The 15980-nt window shown below is 70.0% G+C and carries 14 protein-coding genes, 1 tRNA gene and 2 pseudogenes; 11 read left to right on the top strand and 6 right to left on the bottom strand.

Going from position 1 to position 15980, the window contains the following annotated elements; translation table 11 throughout:
• The first annotated feature begins 16 nt into the window (after positions 1-16).
• A complete protein-coding gene (gene pabB, locus ABD907_RS17075; RefSeq protein ID WP_345217744.1) occupies positions 17-1774 on the top strand; it encodes an aminodeoxychorismate synthase component I in 1758 nt (585 codons plus the stop codon).
• Here the strand turns inward: pabB and ABD907_RS17070 are convergent.
• Positions 1764-3923 (bottom strand): GMC oxidoreductase, encoded by a 2160-nt coding sequence (locus ABD907_RS17070; RefSeq protein ID WP_345217743.1) that lies wholly within the window; start codon positions 3921-3923, stop codon positions 1764-1766. The two genes, pabB and ABD907_RS17070, sit on opposite strands and share 11 nt — an antisense overlap.
• Before the next feature lie 237 nt (positions 3924-4160).
• Here ABD907_RS17070 and ABD907_RS17065 point away from each other — a divergent pair, with 237 nt between their 5' ends.
• The 5 genes from ABD907_RS17065 (at position 4161) to ABD907_RS17045 (ending at position 8849) form a co-directional block, all read left to right on the top strand.
• Positions 4161-5093 carry an ABC transporter ATP-binding protein gene (locus ABD907_RS17065; protein WP_345217741.1) on the top strand — a complete coding sequence of 311 codons (933 nt, stop codon included), beginning with the start codon at positions 4161-4163 and terminating at the stop codon, positions 5091-5093.
• A gap of 62 nt (positions 5094-5155) precedes the next feature.
• Complete coding sequence (locus tag ABD907_RS17060) at positions 5156-5908, top strand: hypothetical protein (RefSeq protein ID WP_345217739.1); 753 nt, start codon at positions 5156-5158, stop codon at positions 5906-5908.
• Positions 5909-5927: 19 nt separating this feature from the next.
• On the top strand, positions 5928-6761 hold the full coding sequence (locus tag ABD907_RS17055; RefSeq protein ID WP_345217737.1) for a hypothetical protein: 834 nt from the start codon (positions 5928-5930) through the stop codon (positions 6759-6761).
• 58 nt (positions 6762-6819) lie between these two features.
• Positions 6820-8172, top strand: coding sequence for a sensor histidine kinase (locus ABD907_RS17050; RefSeq protein WP_345217735.1), 1353 nt, complete (start codon positions 6820-6822; stop codon positions 8170-8172).
• Complete coding sequence (locus ABD907_RS17045; protein ID WP_345217733.1) at positions 8169-8849, top strand: response regulator; 681 nt, start codon at positions 8169-8171, stop codon at positions 8847-8849. The genes ABD907_RS17050 and ABD907_RS17045 overlap by 4 nt, the downstream gene beginning before the upstream one ends.
• Before the next feature lie 36 nt (positions 8850-8885).
• Here the strand turns inward: ABD907_RS17045 and ABD907_RS17040 are convergent, their stop codons facing one another.
• Positions 8886-9767 carry a LysR family transcriptional regulator gene (locus ABD907_RS17040; protein ID WP_345217731.1) on the bottom strand — a complete coding sequence of 294 codons (882 nt, stop codon included), beginning with the start codon at positions 9765-9767 and terminating at the stop codon, positions 8886-8888.
• Positions 9768-9849: 82 nt separating this feature from the next.
• Here ABD907_RS17040 and ABD907_RS17035 point away from each other — a divergent pair, with 82 nt between their 5' ends.
• Complete coding sequence (locus ABD907_RS17035) at positions 9850-10575, top strand: SDR family oxidoreductase (RefSeq protein ID WP_486334115.1); 726 nt, start codon at positions 9850-9852, stop codon at positions 10573-10575.
• Positions 10576-10730: 155 nt separating this feature from the next.
• On the opposite strand, the gene ABD907_RS17030 is transcribed toward ABD907_RS17035, so the two are convergent.
• Positions 10731-11132, bottom strand: coding sequence for a DUF4260 family protein (locus ABD907_RS17030; RefSeq protein WP_345217728.1), 402 nt, complete (start codon positions 11130-11132; stop codon positions 10731-10733).
• Between the two features lie 43 nt (positions 11133-11175).
• On the bottom strand, positions 11176-12048 hold the full coding sequence (locus tag ABD907_RS17025; RefSeq protein WP_345217726.1) for an alpha/beta fold hydrolase: 873 nt from the start codon (positions 12046-12048) through the stop codon (positions 11176-11178).
• Positions 12049-12137: 89 nt separating this feature from the next.
• Between ABD907_RS17025 and ABD907_RS17020 the strand changes: the two genes are divergently transcribed.
• Positions 12138-12641, top strand: coding sequence for a CGNR zinc finger domain-containing protein (locus tag ABD907_RS17020; protein WP_345217724.1), 504 nt, complete (start codon positions 12138-12140; stop codon positions 12639-12641).
• 4 nt (positions 12642-12645) lie between these two features.
• Here the strand turns inward: ABD907_RS17020 and ABD907_RS21295 are convergent.
• Positions 12646-13177, bottom strand: a pseudogene (locus ABD907_RS21295) (AraC family transcriptional regulator); the annotation flags it as partial.
• A gap of 49 nt (positions 13178-13226) precedes the next feature.
• Here ABD907_RS21295 and ABD907_RS17010 point away from each other — a divergent pair.
• A pseudogene (locus ABD907_RS17010) lies at positions 13227-14391 on the top strand (IS481 family transposase).
• Between the two features lie 75 nt (positions 14392-14466).
• Here ABD907_RS17010 and ABD907_RS17005 read toward each other — a convergent pair.
• Positions 14467-14539 (bottom strand) — tRNA-Ala (locus tag ABD907_RS17005).
• Between the two features lie 146 nt (positions 14540-14685).
• Between ABD907_RS17005 and ABD907_RS17000 the strand changes: the two genes are divergently transcribed.
• Together ABD907_RS17000 and ABD907_RS16995 are read left to right on the top strand one after the other, a co-directional pair.
• Positions 14686-15396: an SOS response-associated peptidase gene (locus ABD907_RS17000; RefSeq protein ID WP_345217720.1), complete on the top strand. Its 711-nt coding sequence runs from the start codon at positions 14686-14688 to the stop codon at positions 15394-15396.
• A gap of 80 nt (positions 15397-15476) precedes the next feature.
• The gene (locus tag ABD907_RS16995) at positions 15477-15926 is read left to right on the top strand and encodes a DUF4383 domain-containing protein (RefSeq protein WP_345217718.1); all 450 of its coding nucleotides are present in this window, start codon (positions 15477-15479) and stop codon (positions 15924-15926) included.
• Positions 15927-15980: the final 54 nt, after the last annotated feature.

Raw genomic sequence — 15980 nt, 5'->3', positions numbered from 1 at the left:
AACAAGGAATCCTGCCGTGACCCCGAGCGAACCCGCCGTCGTGGCCCGGTTCGACGATCTGCGGTCCGGGCAGGCCCTGCAGTTCGACGCGTTCGAGGGCGAGATCGTCGCGCGCACGCCGGAGGAGGTGCTGCCCGCCCTGGCCGAGGTCGAGCGCGCCACGTCCGACGGGATGTGGGCGTACGGGTTCGTGGCCTACGAGGCGGCGGCCGGTCTGGACGACGCGTTCCCCCGGCGCGATCCGCCGTCGGGCCTGCCGCTGGTGTGGTTCGGGCTGGCGCAGCACCCCGGCGATGCCGGCGGGCCGGACGCCGCCCGGCTCCCCTACCGAGCGGAGCCGTGGACGCTCGAGTGGTCCGAGGCGGAGCACGCCGAACGCGTCGGTACGGTACGTCGCGCCATCGCCGACGGCGAGACCTACCAGTGCAACCTGACGACCCGGATGACCTCCACGGTCACGGGAGACCTGTTCACCTTCTACCGCGACCTCGCCGCACGCCAGCGCGGCGGCTACAACGCGTTCCTCGACCTCGGCCGGTGGGTGATCGCGAGCGCCAGCCCGGAGTGCTTCTTCGAGTGGTCCGGCGGCACGCTCGCCAGCGTGCCCATGAAGGGCACAGCACCGCGCGGGTTGAGCACCGCCGCCGATGTCGAGGCGCGGCGGCTCCTGCGTGCGAGCGGCAAGGACCGCGCCGAGAACGTCATGATCGTCGATCTCATCCGCAACGACCTCGCACGAGTCGCCGATCCCGACTCCGTCCGGGTCACCGACCTGATGGCCGTCGAGCGCTACCCGACGGTCTGGCAGCTGACCTCGACCGTGTCTGGTGAGACTCCGCCTGACACCACCGTGCCGGACATCTTCCGGGCGATGTTCCCCTGTGGTTCGGTCACGGGTGCGCCGAAGATCCGCACCATGGAGCTCATCGACGAGCTCGAGACGAGCCCTCGCGGGGTCTACTGCGGCGCGATCGGCTATGTCGCGCCCGTCGGCAGCCCCACGCGTGCCCGTTTCAACGTCGCCATCCGCACCGTCGTGGTCGACCGGTCGGACGACTCGGCCGTGTACGGCGTGGGCGGCGGCATCACGTGGGGATCCGCCGCGGACGACGAGTATCGCGAGATCCGGGCCAAGTCCCGGGTGCTCGATCCGTCCGGCGAGGCGGTCTTCGGTCTGATCGAGACCTTCGCGGTCACCCCGGACGGCCCGGTGAACCTGGACCGGCACCTGGATCGGCTGCAGACATCGGCGGAGTACTTCCACTTCCGTCTCGACCGTTCGGCCGTCCTCGACCGCGTCCGTGCCGTGACGGGGCCGGTTCCCAGCACGTGCCTGGTCCGCGTGGAGCTGGCCCGTGACGGCACCGCGGACGTGCGGACCCGTGATCTCCCACCCGACGACGGAACGCCCGTCGGCGTCGTCATCGACACGACGCCGGTCGAGGTGTCGAGGTTCGTCTATCACAAGACGACGATCCGCGACGCCTACACCGATGCCCGGCGGCGCCACCCGGCGGCCGACGACGTGCTCCTGGTCAACGCGGACGGCCGTGTCACCGAGTCGACGATCGCCAATCTCGCCGCCCGGATCGACGGGACGTGGTTCACGCCGCCCGTGGAGGACGGGTGCCTGCCGGGCGTGGGACGGCAGCTGCTGCTCGAACGCGGCGCACTGGCCGAGCGCTCGCTGAGCGTCGAGGACGTCCGCACCGCGGAGGAGCTCGCGCTCGTCAGCTCGGCACGAGGGTGGCGCCCGGCCCGGGTCATGGCCTGACTGGACCGCGCTCCCGGCGGACGGCACCGGCGGCGGCGCGGACTGCGAAGAAGCCCGCGAACTTCCCCAGCGCCGCGATCCGCCGCCCCGCCGTGAACCCCTCGCCCCGCAGTGACAGACCCAGCCGGCGGACGTCGTGGGCGTCGAGCACGAGGACGGCTCGCCGCGATTCCCGTCCCGGGCTGCTGAGCTGGAGGTGCAGTCTGGTCAGCGCGCGGAGGCGCGCGGTCGGTCCCCGGCGCAGTTGTCGCTTCGTGCCCGTCACGGTCCAGGGCCGCCCGTCGTGATCAGTCAGTGCGAGCTCGTAACGCATGAGCACGGCGTCCTCGTGCGGGAACAGGGCGAGCGTGCCGTCCACGCCGTGCGCACCGCCGAGCACGTCGAGCTCGAGCGTCCCACGTACGGGGATGCGGTGCTGCGGATCGGCACGAAACCGGTCCAAGCTGCGGATGTGGCCGTCCAGTCGCAGGGCCGGACCGCCCACGTCCAGAGGCCTCATCCGCTCGGCGAAGCGCACTCCGTCCCCGGCCGTGGCAGTGCGGCGCTCGGCCATCCACGCGAAGGCGGCGTCCTCGGGCACCGGGCGGGGGCGCACGTCGGGCCACTCCGGTGCCCGCCAATCGGGATCGCCCGTCATGTCTCGCACGATCCTCTCGATCGAACGTTCCGCGGACGCGAGAATCGTCGCGGACGGATTGACGCCGGTCGATGCCGGAATGACCGAGCCATCCATCACGTACAGACCGGGATAGCCATGCACCTGCCGCTTGCCGTCGACGACGGCGCTCTCGGCATCCGGACCCGACGGCACGCCGCCGAGCGGATGGACGGTCACCGCACGTCGCAGCAGCGACCAGGTGAGCGCCGACCGGACGGGTGAGCCGAAGAACCGCGCGACGGCGGGACCGACCCGCTCCTCGGCCCGATACAGCCGCGCCTGGCGGCGGTTCCGCCACCGCAGGTTGACCCGATTGCGCTCGTCGAGCGCCAGCACACCCTCACCCGCGTCGTGCCCCATCGACAGCAGGGCCATGTTCTTGCGCACGTCGTACCGACGCACCGCACGCAACCACCGTCGGAGACGCGGAAACGGCAGCAGGACGTCGAGCAGGCCCAGGACGGCGGGTGGCACAGCGCCGTCCTGCACCTGGAACCACACCGGTCGGGACCGCTCGAACACGTCCAGCACCGTGGTGGTGGTGATCGTCGGGCCGGTCGTGAGGTCGCCCGTGGCGCCGCGGATGTTGCTCAGGGCGAGGAAGTCTCCGTTTCCCGAGAACCCGTGCCCGAGCCGCCGGGAAAGCAACGGCATGGTGCCCTCCGTATCGCGGGCCTGCAGCAGCAGCTCGGTGGTGGCCACCGCGCCGGCAGCCAGGAAGAGGTGCCGCGCCGTGTGTCGGACGAGCGGACGACCTGGCTCCGCGGGGTCGCCCACCAGCACGGCCCAGCCGTCGCCGTCGGATTCGATGCGGCGGACCTCGGCGTCGGTGACGGCCTGCGTACCGGCGCGCTCCGCGACCGCGAGGTAGTTGAGGTCGAGCGAGGCCTTCGCGCCGTGGTTGCAGCCGAGCACGCATTCACCGACGAACGCGCAGCCCCGCTGCTGTACTCCGTGGCGGTTCGGCGCCCAGGTCTCCGGGTCACCGAACCGGACCGCCACGTTTGGACGCACGGTGGAGGGCGAGATCTCCATCTGCTCCACGACGGAGTCCCACAGACGGGTCCGATCGGGCAGTCGCCCCGTGCCGGGATCTTCGGGCACCGGACGGACGTCGAGCATGTGGGCGGCGAGGTCGTAGTAGGGATCGAGCTCGTCGCGGCGCAGCTCAGGCGGCCACCGTCCGGCGAGCGACGACTCGGCCGGCCGGGCGAACACGTTCGCGTAGACCAGCGACCCGCCGCCCCACCCCGCGCCTTGGACCGTGCCCATCCGGTCGAGCCAACGGATGTCGTACAGACCGCCGTCGACCTGCCACAGCCAACCGGTCTTGAGGTCGGGCTTGCGGGGGAACTCTCCCGGCCGCCAACGCCGGCCGCGCTCGAGCACCGTGACCGAGAATCCGGCCTGGGCGAGTCGTGCGGCGGTGACCGCGCCACCGAACCCGCTGCCGACGACGATGGCGTCGACCCGGTCAGGTGTGGCGTTCACCCGGCCGACGATACTCACACGACAACCCGGCACCTCGGCGTCCTATGTCCTTGTCCGCGCACGCGAACCCGACAAAGTGGCCGTTGCCAGCGGCCCACGGGACCTACTCACCTCCTCCCTGAGGAGGAGGCGGACGGCGCCCGATCTCGTCGTCGGGGACGTTCTGTCCGCCACCGAACGCTCCTAGCGTCGTCGACGTCGCCGGCCCGACCGTCGGCGGGAACTGGAGCTGGACTCATGATCGAGGTGACACACCTGTCCAAGCGCTACGGCGCCACGGCAGCGGTGGACGACCTGACCTTCGCCGTCCGACCAGGCGCCGTCACCGGGTTCCTGGGGCCCAACGGCGCCGGCAAGTCGACGACGATCCGTGCGATCGTCGGGCTGGATAGGCCCACGTCCGGCACGGCGACGGTGAACGGGCGCCGGTACGCCGACCTGAAGGCACCGCTGCAGGAGGTCGGCACGATGCTCGACGGCCGCAACGCCCATCCGGGCCGGACGGCGTTCGGGCATCTGATGGGGCTCGCCCGCACCCACGGCATGCGGCGGGCGCGCGTCGAGCAGGTCATCGGCCTCGCCGGCCTGGAGTCGGTCGCTCGGCGGCGCGTCGGCGGCTTCTCCCTGGGCATGGGTCAGCGGCTCGGAATTGCCGCCGCCCTGCTGGGCGACCCACCCACCCTCATCCTGGACGAGCCCGTCAACGGGCTCGACCCGGACGGTGTGCGCTGGATCCGGCACCTGCTCCGCGCGCTGGCCGAGGAGGGCCGCACCGTCTTCCTCTCCTCGCACCTGATGAGCGAGCTGGCCGAGACGGCCGGCCGGGTCGTCGTGATCGGGAGGGGAAAGCTGCTCGCCGACGAAGACGTGGCGACCCTGGTGGCGGAGACCGCCCGCGCGGGCTCGGTCCGCGTACGCGCGACCGATCCCGGGCGGCTGGCCCAGGCGCTCAGGACCGCCGGAGCCGCCGTCGCCGTGCCCGAGCCGGGGACGCTCGAGGTCGCCGGCAGCACCGCGGGCGAGATCGGCGCGCTCGCCTCCCGGCTGGGGGTCACCCTGTTGGAGCTGTCGACCACATCGGGAACGCTGGAGGACGCCTACCTGAATCTGACCGCCGACGCCGTGCAGTACCGGGCCAGCACGACGACCGACCAGGCGGACGCCCGATGACCGCCGCGGCCCTTCCCGTCCCGGTCGGGCTGCCGGCTCGTCGAGGTGCCACCTTCGGGCGCGTGCTGACATCGGAGTGGTTCAAGGCCTGGGGGCTGCGCTCGGTCCGCTGGACGGTCGCCTGCATGGTGCTGCTCGGCACCGGCATGGCCTTCCTCAGCGGCAACGACCCGCTCGTCGGGGCCGATGGCTACGGCAGCATCGCCTACTTCGTCACGAGCACGCTGCCGATCACGCAGTTCCCGCTGCTGCTGCTCGGGGTGCTGCTGGGAAGCGGGGAGTTCTCGAGCCGCAGCGCCGGGTCCACGTTCGTCGCCGTCCCGGACCGGACGCTGGTGCTCGTCGCCAAGACCGCCGTGACCACCGCCATCGCGGCGGTCACCGCGGTCACGGCGCTCGGGCTGTCGGCCGCCGCCACGCTTGTCAGTGGGATCGGCCCGGCACTGTCGGTCACGCTGACGGCGGAGACGACGCGCATGTGGGTCGGCAGCGCCCTGTACCTGGTCGCCGCGACCGTGTTCTGCTTCGGCCTCGGGATGCTGCTGCGCCGAAGCACGGCCGCCATCCTGGTGGCCTTCATCATCTACGTCCTGGACTTCGCCCTCCTCGCCGCGCCTGATGGGGTCGGCATGGTTGCCGACCTACTGCCCGGACACACCGGTCAGGTGGTCACCGCGACCGATGAGCAGATCGCCCTGATGCAAGAAGTCGGCTCGCTCGCTGCGGACCCGTGGACAAGCCTCGCCGTGGCGGCGACGTGGGCGGTCGCCATGACGCTGGTAGCCGGACTTCGGCTGCGTCGCCATGACATCTGAGTGTCGGCCGGAGGATCGAATGCCGAGTCGGACAGTGCGCACGACGTTGGCCGCACCGGTGGGCCTGCCCGGCCGCCGTGGCGTGACGTTCGCACGGGTGCTGAGCGCCGAGTGGGGCAAGACCGCGTCCCTGTCCTCGACGTGGTGCAGCGTGCTGGCGGCAGTCGTCGTCAACGCCGCGGTCGCCTGCTTCGTCGCCTACGACGCGGGCTACGACCTGTCGGCGGAACCGCCCGGCCTGCTGCACCTGCTGACCATGGCCCTCGTGGCCACTCAGCTGCCGGTGATCTACGTCGGTGTGCTCGTCAGCTCCTCGGAGTACTTCACCGGCAGCATCCGCGCGACGCTGCTCGCGGTGCCCCGCCGGCTCCAGGTCATCGCCGCCAAGACCATCACGGTCGGCGTGGTCGCGGCGCTGAGCGGGATCGCGGCCCTCACCGTCACCTACCTGGCCGTGCTGCCGTTCCGGCACCGGGTGGACCTGACGCTGGACTTCTCCGACGGGGAGACGACGCGGGTGCTGGGGGGCTTCGTCCTCTACCTCGTGGCGGTGGCGCTGCTCTGCACCGGAGTCGGCACCCTCGCACGCCGTCCGGCCGCGGGCCTCGTCGTGGCCGTGGGGCTGCTGTTCCTGCTGGAGCAGGCGCTCACCATGATCGGGTCGACGGCCGCGCTCGCGGTCCTCCCAGGATGGGCGGGTCGGTTGGTCGCGACACCCGACGTGGGCGTCGCCGCGACGGTGGCACCGCTCGGCACCGGCCTGACACCGTGGCAGGGCTACGGCGTGCTGCTGGGCTGGACCGCCCTCGCACTCACGGCCGCCGCGGTCAGGTTGCACCGCAGCGATGCCTGACCGCGGCCTGGCAGTATTCACGGGTGGCACCCGAGCGCGTCGAGCATCGCACAGGATCGTGCGGGAACGGCTGAGGCGGGTCCGCCTGGCGCTCGCCGCCAGGCCGGAGCTGGCCGACCGGATCGTCTGCCTCACGTACCTCACGATCGCGGCCTTCATGACCGGCGCCTACCTGGTGCCGACGGTCATCTGGTACACGCATCCGCCGGGCTCCCCCACGGCGTTGCTGGTCGCACTCGTCTCGGCCGTCACCGGCGTGCTGGGCACGATCGCCCTGTGGTGGCGACGACGTCGACCGGTCCTCGTGGTGGGGGTGATGACGGCGCTCGCCATCGCTGCGCTCGCCGTGACCGGCGCGCCCGGCGCCACCCTGGTCGGCCTGGCACTGGCGCTCTATGCGCTCGCCGCCGGCTGGCCACCGGCGCCCACCTGGCCCACCGTCGTCGCCGCGGTCACCGCCATCACCGTCACCCTGATGTCGTTGCTGAGCCTCGACGCGTTCGATGTGGTCGCGGGCCTGAGCCAGTTCGGCACGGCGCCCGATCATCCACCCGGCTCGTGGCCGACCTCGACGTGGACCGGCCACGACAGGGCACGGCTCGCCTCCGACGCCTCCCGTGTGCTCGATTCGACCATGGCCGCAGTGCTGCAGCTCGGCGCAGTCGCGATCGGGCTGGGTGTGCGCAGTCGGCGTCAGACGCGAGCCGCGCTGGCGTCCCAGGCACGAGCGCACGCTCGTGAGCGCGAGCAGGGCATCCTGATGGCCCGGGTCAGCGAGCGCACCAGCATCGCCCGTGAGGTGCACGACGTCGTCGCGCACAGCATCTCGGTGATGGTGGCCCTCTCCGACGGCGCGGCCGTGGTCGCGGCCCGGTCGCCCGAGCAGGCGCAGACCGCCATGCGGGAGGCGTCGGAGACGGGGCGGGCCGCACTGGCTGACATGCAGCGTGTGCTCTCTGCACTGGAAGAGCCGGTGCCGGACCCGAGCGACAGGACGGCGGATCTGACCGCGCTGGTGAGCCGGTTCCGTACCGCGGGTCTACCGGTGACGGCCTCGGGTCTCGACGTCGAGGCGCCGGGGCCCGTCGTCCTCGCGACGCAACGCATCGTCGCCGAGGCGCTGACCAACGCCCTGCGCCACGCCCCTGACGCCGGGCGGGTCCTGCTGCGCATCGCCCGCACCCGGGACGCGGTGGAGATCGAGGTGCTGGACGACGGTGCCGGTCAGGCAGCAGCGTCGGCGGTCGATCGGACCAGCGGCAGCGGCCGTGGCCTGATCGGGATCCACGAGCGTGCTGCGATCCTGGGCGGGCGTGCGGAGGTGGGCCCCATGGCGGCTGGCGGCTGGCGGGTGGCCGTGAGGTTGCCGGTCGATCGGTCCGCAGAGCAGCGGCGACGGGAGGGACAGTGACCAAGATCCTGCTGGTCGACGACCATGCGCTCCTGCGCAAGGGCTTCCGGATGGTGCTGGAGACGGAGCTGGAGCTGGAGGTCGTCGGCGAGGCCGCGGACGGCCGGATAGCGCTCGAGCAGGTGGCGTCCCTGTCGCCGGATGTGGTGCTCATGGACATCCGGATGCCGGGCGGCGACGGGATCGACGCCACCGAGCGGATCGTGCAGGCGCATCCGGCCACGCGGGTGCTCGTGCTGACGACCTTCGACCTGGACGAGTACGCCTTCGGTGCCCTGCGGGCCGGGGCCAGCGGATTCCTCCTCAAGAACGCCCAGCCCGCCGAGCTCGTCGCTGCCGTGCGCGCGGTCGCTGCCGGTGACGCCGTCGTGGAGCCCCGGATCACGCAGCGGATGCTGGAGATGTTCTCCGGACGGCTGCCGGCCGCCGGAACGGCACCGGGTCCCGACGGGAGCGACCCGCGGTTGACCAGCCTGACCCCGCGCGAGCTCGAGGTGCTGCGGTTGGTCGCCGAGGGGCTGTCGAACGTCGAGATCGCGGAGCGCCTGTTCCTGTCGACCACGACGATCAAGACCCACACCGGCAACCTGCTGGCCAAGCTCGCCCTACGGGACCGCGTGCAAGCGGTGATCTTCGCCTATGAGAGCGGCGTCGTCCGTCCCGGCAGCATCGACTGAAGGGAAGCTCGACCTCGGGCGTCGCCGGTGAAGACGCTAGGGGGCGGCGGTCGCTCCGCGGTCGGTGACGCCGAGACCGGCGGCTGTGCGGACGAGCGCTGCAACGTCCCTGGTGCGGTTGCCGGGAGCCGAGGCGAGCACCGTGGTGACCGGTGGTGCGTCGGCGACCGGCACCGCGACGTGCTCAGGCCATTGCCACGCGCGGCTGGAGGCCGGGATGACGAGCAGGGTCCGGCCGAGGGCCACCAGCTGCGCGAGCTGGGACTGGGTTCGGACCTCCGGTCCGGGGCCGTCGGGATAGGTGCCGTCCAGTCGCGGCCATCGTGCGATCGGCAGGTCCGGAACGTTCTCGACCTCCGCGCGAGTCAGCTGATCGTGGGAGGCCAGCGGATGCGCTGCGGGAAGGATCGCCACCTGTCCTTCCGTGAGAAGGTCCTCGGTGTCGAATCCGGCGAGGTCGTCGAACGGACGATGCATGAGTGCCACGTCAGCGTCTCCTGTGCGCAGGAGACGTGCCTGCTCGCCGACCTCGCACAGGAGCACCTGAACCGATGCCGTACCGGCTGCGTCGGCATGTGCATCGAGCAGGGCTCGCAGCAGCTCGTGGGATGCTCCCGCCTTCGTCGCGAGCACAAGCGGCCGCCGCGAATCACCGGCACGCCGCGTGCGGCGCGCGGCTGCAGTGACCGCGTCGAGAGCCGCTGCGGCCTCTCGGCGCAGGACCTCACCCGGTTCCGTGAGTGCGACGCCGCGACGGTTCCGATCGAAGAGCCGGACGCCGAGACGACGCTCCAGCTGGCGGATCGCCCGCGACAGCGGCGGTTGCGCAATCCCGAGTCGCTCGGCGGCCCGTCCGAAGTGCAGCTCCTCGGCCACCGCGAGGTAATAGCGCAGCTCCCGAGTCTCCAGCTCCCGCATCAGTCGAGCCAACCGGTCATACCCCATGGGTATCACAGCTGATCGAATCGGTGTTGGATCCCGGGGACGTGTCTGGTCGAGCATGGACGGCATGAGCGACAGAAGAACGGCGCTGGTGACCGGCGCCAACAAGGGCATCGGTTTCGCTATCGCCGAGGGCCTCGGAGCAGCCGGGTTCCAGGTCGCCGTGGGCGCCCGTGACGATGCCCGGCGGGAAGTAGCTGTCGAGCGCCTGCGAGCGGCAGGTGTCGACGCGTTCGGGGTCGCCCTCGACGTCACGACCGACGACAGTCCGGCCGCTGCGGCGAGGTCGATCGAGCAGGAGACCGGGCGGCTGGACGTGCTCGTCAACAACGCCGGCATCGCTGGTCGGATCGAGGACGACGCACAGGATCCAACCACGCTCGACCTCGACGTCGTCCGCACCGTCCTGGAGACCAACGTGCTCGGCGTCGTCCGGGTCACCAATGCGATGCTCCCGCTGCTGCAGCGGGCGGAGTCACCACGGATCGTCAACATCTCCAGCGACATGGGCTCGCTGACGCTGCGGACCGGCCCGATCCTGGCGGCGTACGCACCGTCGAAGACCATGCTCAACGCCCTCACCGTCCAGTACGCGCGCCGCTTGGCCGAGACGAAGGTCATCATCAACGCCGCCTGCCCCGGCTACGTCGCGACCGACTTCACCGGCCACGACGCGCCCCGCACGCCCGCGGAGGGTGCCGCGATCGCGGTCCGACTCGCCACACTGCCCGACGACGGACCCCGAGGCGGCTTCTTCAACGAGGACGGCCCGATCCCCTGGTGAACCGAGCCGTCGCAGGGCAGCGCGGACGGCACGCTTCGCACGACGACGCAGCACGCGACCCGGCTGACGCGACGCCGGCCGCCTGCTGCACATGGGCGTCGGACGACACATCGGCGTCGGACGGTTCACGGGCTCGCGGAGGGATGCTGCAGTCCTCACCGTGCGGAAGTCTGTCCGATGGTGCCGAGGTGGGTATGTGTGAACGGGCCGAGCTTCAGCCCAAAGCCCAAGGCGCGATCGACAGCGACGTGGAATCCCCAGCAGGCGGCGAGCATCATCAGCCAGTCGACAGTGGCGCCGCTGATCTGCACAACTGCCCATCCTGTGATCAGCGCGGCGGGAGCGGTGTAGTTATGGACAAGGTTGTAGCAGAACGCCCCCGCCCGCTGGTTGGCCAGGTAGCCCAATGCGGAGAGGTCGAAGGCGAGGAAGGTGAGGAGCAGCACCCACCACGGCTGCCCCCAGGCGATGACTGCGGTGATGATGCCGACGGCTATCAGCGCGTTCTCTGCGCGCTGCCACCCGGATGCCTGGCCGTGCGGCCCTGAAGCAGACATGCTGACTCCTCGTGTCAGGTCTGGTGACGGCGGGAGGGCGAGCTCAGGCGACCGCACTGACGTTGGCACGCCAGTCCCGGATGATCTGCACAACCTCGTCCAGATGAGATTCGAGCAGGAAATGGCCGCCGTCGAGCAGTTCGACGCGTGCATCAGGGGCGTCGCGGCGGAACGCTGTGGCACCGTCAGGACCGAAGATTTCATCGTTCTTCCCCCAGATGGCCAGCACAGGCACCCCGGAGCTCCGCAGCCACCGGTGGACCTCCGGGTAGAGGAGCCGATTGCTGGCGTAGTCCGCGAACAGGGACAGTTGCGCACGGTCGATGCCGGGGCGGGCCATCAGAGCGATGTCATGCTCCCAGGCTTCGGGGGCGACGGTGGTCGTGTCCGGAACTCCGTGGGTGTACTGCCATTCGATGGCCTCGCGTCCGAGTGCAGGCCGGAGGCCCTCTGCATTGGCCTTCGAGGGCGCCGCGCCGTAGGTCCAGATCGGTTCCCAGAACTCCGGGACGAATCCGTCTTCATAGGCGTTCCCGTTCTGTGAGATGACGCCGTCGACCGATCCGGGATCCGCCAGCGCTAGGCGCCAGGCGATTGGGGCTCCGTAGTCCTGGACATACACCGTGTATCTGCTGATCCCCATGGTCTGGAGGAAGGCTGCGGTGACCTCTGCGAGAGCGTCAAAGGTGTAGGCGAAGTCCTCAGCCGAGGGGGCTGAGGAGCGGCCGAAGCCGATGTGATCAGGAGCGACGATGCGGTACTGATCGGCGAGGGCCGGGATCAGGTGCCGGAACATGTGAGAGCTCGTGGGGTACCCGTGCAGCAGCAGGATCACGGGTGCATCCCGCGGCCCGGCGTCACGGTAGAACACATCCAGCCCGTCGACGGTCGTGGTGCGATGATGGACAACTCCCATGACTAACCCCTAACAATGGTTTATACGGTTAGGTGACGTTAGCATGGAGGTCGGGCAGACAACAGGCCCATGGGTCGACGATGCGGAGGGTGACAGTGGTCGAGGATGAAGAACTGCTGCTGGCAGTGCTTAACAGTGCCCCCCTCGTCGGCGGCGTGCCCACCGAGCAGCTGAGGGGCTCCACCGGCAGGGAGCTCGTCGAGCAGTTCGGCGGCACCGGCACAGAGACTGAAGCTCTGCATCTGAGGCGGACGCGCGATGCTCTGCAGGGAATGATCCGTGAAGAAGGTGACGCCATCGAGGGCCTCGCCGCTGCCCTCGACAACGCTGTCCTGCTGCCGGAGGCCACTCGAGAGGGCATCCGGTGGCGGCTCGACGTCCCGCCCGAGGAGCAGCTCGCCGCGCGCGCGGTGCTTGCGTGGTCCCAGGTGCTGAAAGAGCTTCCCGGGCGTCTGCGTGCGTGCGCCAATACCGAGTGCAATCTGTTTCTGCTCGACCACAGCCGCCCCGGGACAGCGAGGTGGTGTTCCATGGCCACCTGCGGGAACAGGATGAAGGTGCGCGCCCACGCCCAGCGCGCGCGACGCTCATGAGCTCCTATTCCGCCATGGACGCCGATGCGCGACGATGCTGACTCGGGCGGATGCCGTACTCCCGATGGAATGCGGTACTCAGAGAGTAGGCGCTGGAATAGCCGACCTGGCGGGCTACGGACGCGATGGTTGCTTCGTTGCTCTCAAGCAGCTCGGCGGCCATGCACAACCGCCAGCTGGTTTAAGTAGGACATCGGAGTTTCTCCCAGCAAGGCCGTGAATCGTCGCGCGAGCGTGGCGCGCGAGACATGTGCTTCACGGTCGGGGAGGGCGAACCAGTCTCGCAACGCGCCGGCCAGCACAAGATCCAGCAGTCGGTCCAGAATCGCCTGCTGACCGGGCTCCTCGCGAAGGACCTCGGCTTCCAGGAGTTGCAGCACTGTGGTGCGGTGCGCGGCTCGTGGCACGACGAATAGCCGTGGCAGGGTGCTCAGTAGCCGGTCGGCCACACGTCCCGTGACGGTGAAGGGGTCCGTCAGCATGGTGTCGTCAGCGGCGCATTGCGTTCCGCAGGCGCGGGTGCCCGAGGCGACTGTGAGAACGAACAAGAACGAAGCGATCGTCTACGCGATCACCGAAGCCGGTATGCCGATCAACGAGGCCGCGGGCCGGTTCGCCGTCTCCGCCCGCTGGATCAGGGTCCTGCTCGCCCGTTACCGCGAAGGCGGGATCGAGGCACTCGCTCCCAGGTCCCGACGCCCGCACACGAACCCGAACGCCACCACCGAAGCGGTCCGCGCGAAGATCCTCGCGCTGCGTCAGGAGCTTGCCGGCGCGGGCCTGGACGCGGGAGCCGAGTCCATCCACGACCGTCTCCGCGGCCCGGACAAGCCCTCGGTATCGACGATCTGGCGGATCCTGCGAGGCGAGGGCAAGGTCGACCCCCAGCCTCAGAAACGGCCACGCTCGTCCTGGCGACGCTTCCAAGCCGAGGTCCCGAACGAGACCTGGCAGTCCGACTTCACCCACTGGCCACTAGCCGACGGGACAGACACCGAGATCATCTCCTGGCTCGATGACCACTCCCGCTACCTGCTCCACATCAGCGCGTATGCCCGCATCACCGGCGAGACCGTCACCACCACGTTCACCCACGCCACCGCCGAGCACGGCTATCCCGCCTCCACCCTGACCGACAACGGCATGGTCTACACCACCCGCCTAGCCCGCGGCGCCGACGGTGACCGAGCCCAGCCCAACGGGTTCGAAACCCTGCTCGCTCAACTCGGCATCACCCAGAAGAACGGCGCCGTCGCCCACCCGACGACCCAGGGCAAAATCGAGCGATTCCACCAGACTCTCAAACGCTGGCTGGCCGCTCTGGACCCGCCCGAGGACATCGACGCGTTGAACGCGCTGCTTCAGACCTTTGTCCCGATCTACAACACCGAGCGGCCCTACCGAGGGATCGGCCGGCGCACCCCGGCGCAGGCCTACACCGCCCGCCCGAAAACACACCCCACCGTCACGATCGGCGAGCACGCCTGGCGGACCCGGCACGACATCGTCGACGCCACCGGACGCATCACCCTGCGCTACGCAGGAAAACTCCGCCACCTCGGCATCGGCAGGGCACAAGCACACCCCGGTCCTCGTTCTCGTCCACGGCCCCAACACCATGGTCATCGCACGCGAGACCGGCGAGATCCTCGCCGAACACCACATCGACCCAGCCAAGGACTACCAGAGCAAACTCGCCCCGCCACCTGAACCATCACCCGACACATCCCACCCACAAGCGGAACGATGACCCGACACACACAGGCACCGAACACAAAGAAATGTCGGGACACCGAGTGAACGATGTCCCGACACTTCACAATTGTGGAGCTAGAGGGATTCGAACCCTCGACCTCTTCCATGCCATGGAAGCGCGCTACCAACTGCGCCATAGCCCCGCGTGACCAGCAGGCCGAGGACCACGATAAGCCATCACGAACCCCGAGAGCCAATCTTGGCGGCCGCCGTTACGGGTGAACCTCGCCACTCTCCCATCATGGGCACCCGGTGCGCCGGTGTGGGCGCCAGGGGAGAGACTGTCGGCATGTGCGGCCGCTATGCCAACGCCCGACGGGACGCCGACCTCATCGACGCGTTCGACGTCGACGACGTCGTCGGCGAGGAGTTGCCGCCGTCGTGGAACATCGCGCCGACGCAGGACGTGCGCACGGTGCTGGAACGTACACCCCGCGGCGCGCCCGAGGCGCCGCCCGCCCGACAGCTGCGCACCGTCCGCTGGGGCCTGGTGCCGTCCTGGTCGAAGGACCCGAGCAGCGGGGCGCGACTGATCAACGCCCGCTCGGAGTCCGTGACGGAGAAGCCCTCGTTCAAGAAGGCCGCCTCGAGGCGCCGCTGCGTCGTCGCCGCCGACGGTTACTTCGAGTGGGAGAAGCTGCCCGACGGCGGCAAACAGCCGTACTTCCTCCACGGCGACGGGCTGCTGGCCTTCGCCGGACTTTACGAGCTGTGGCCCGACCCGGAGCTGCCGGACGACCACCCGGACAAGTGGCTGTGGACCATGACGATCATGACCACGACGGCGACGGACACCCTCGGCGAGATCCACGACCGATGCCCCGTCGTCGTGCCGGCGGACATGGTGCCGGACTGGCTCGACCCGAGCGTCACCCACCTCGGCGACGTCCGCTCGATGATCGACGCCATGCCATCGCCGCAGCTCGACCCGCGGCCGGTGGGGCGCGCCGTGGGGAACGTCAACAACGACGGTCCGGAGCTGGTCAAGCCCGTCGAGTGAACGGCACGCTCGGCGTGCGCACGTGCGACGCCGTCGGGATCGTAGTGGTGGCATCGTCCCCGCAGGCACCTGGAGCGATCATGTCTCACCCGACAACGGCTCGTCGCACGGCCGCCCACCAGTGGCTCGCCCTCGTGGTCGGCGTCCTGTACCTCGCGGTCGGCATCCTCGGATTCTTCGACACCGGGTTCACCGGCTCGACAGGATTCAACGAGGACGACCCGTCGCAGACCCTGTGGGTGTTCGGCATCAACCCGCTGCACAACATCGTGCACGTGGTGGTCGGTGGGCTGGGCATGGTCTTGTGGTCGAGGCCCCGCAGCGCCCGCGTCTTCGGGTGGATCCTCGTCGTCGGCTACGGCGCGACGGCGGTCTACGGCTTCCTGGTGGTCGACTCCTCGGGCGCCAATCTCCTCAACATCAACATGGCCGACAACTGGCTCCACGTCGGCAGCGTCGTCGTCGGGCTCCTGATCGCGCTGTGGCCCCGTCCGGCCGCGACCGAGGTGCCCGGGCACACCGAGGCCTGACCCTGGACGCACGAGAAGGCCCCGGGTGCCGAACGGCACCCGGGGCTTCCTCAG

Source organism: Georgenia halophila (genome assembly GCF_039541595.1).
Note: the sequence above shows the minus strand (reverse complement) of the source record. Positions and strands in the feature narration are given on the sequence as shown.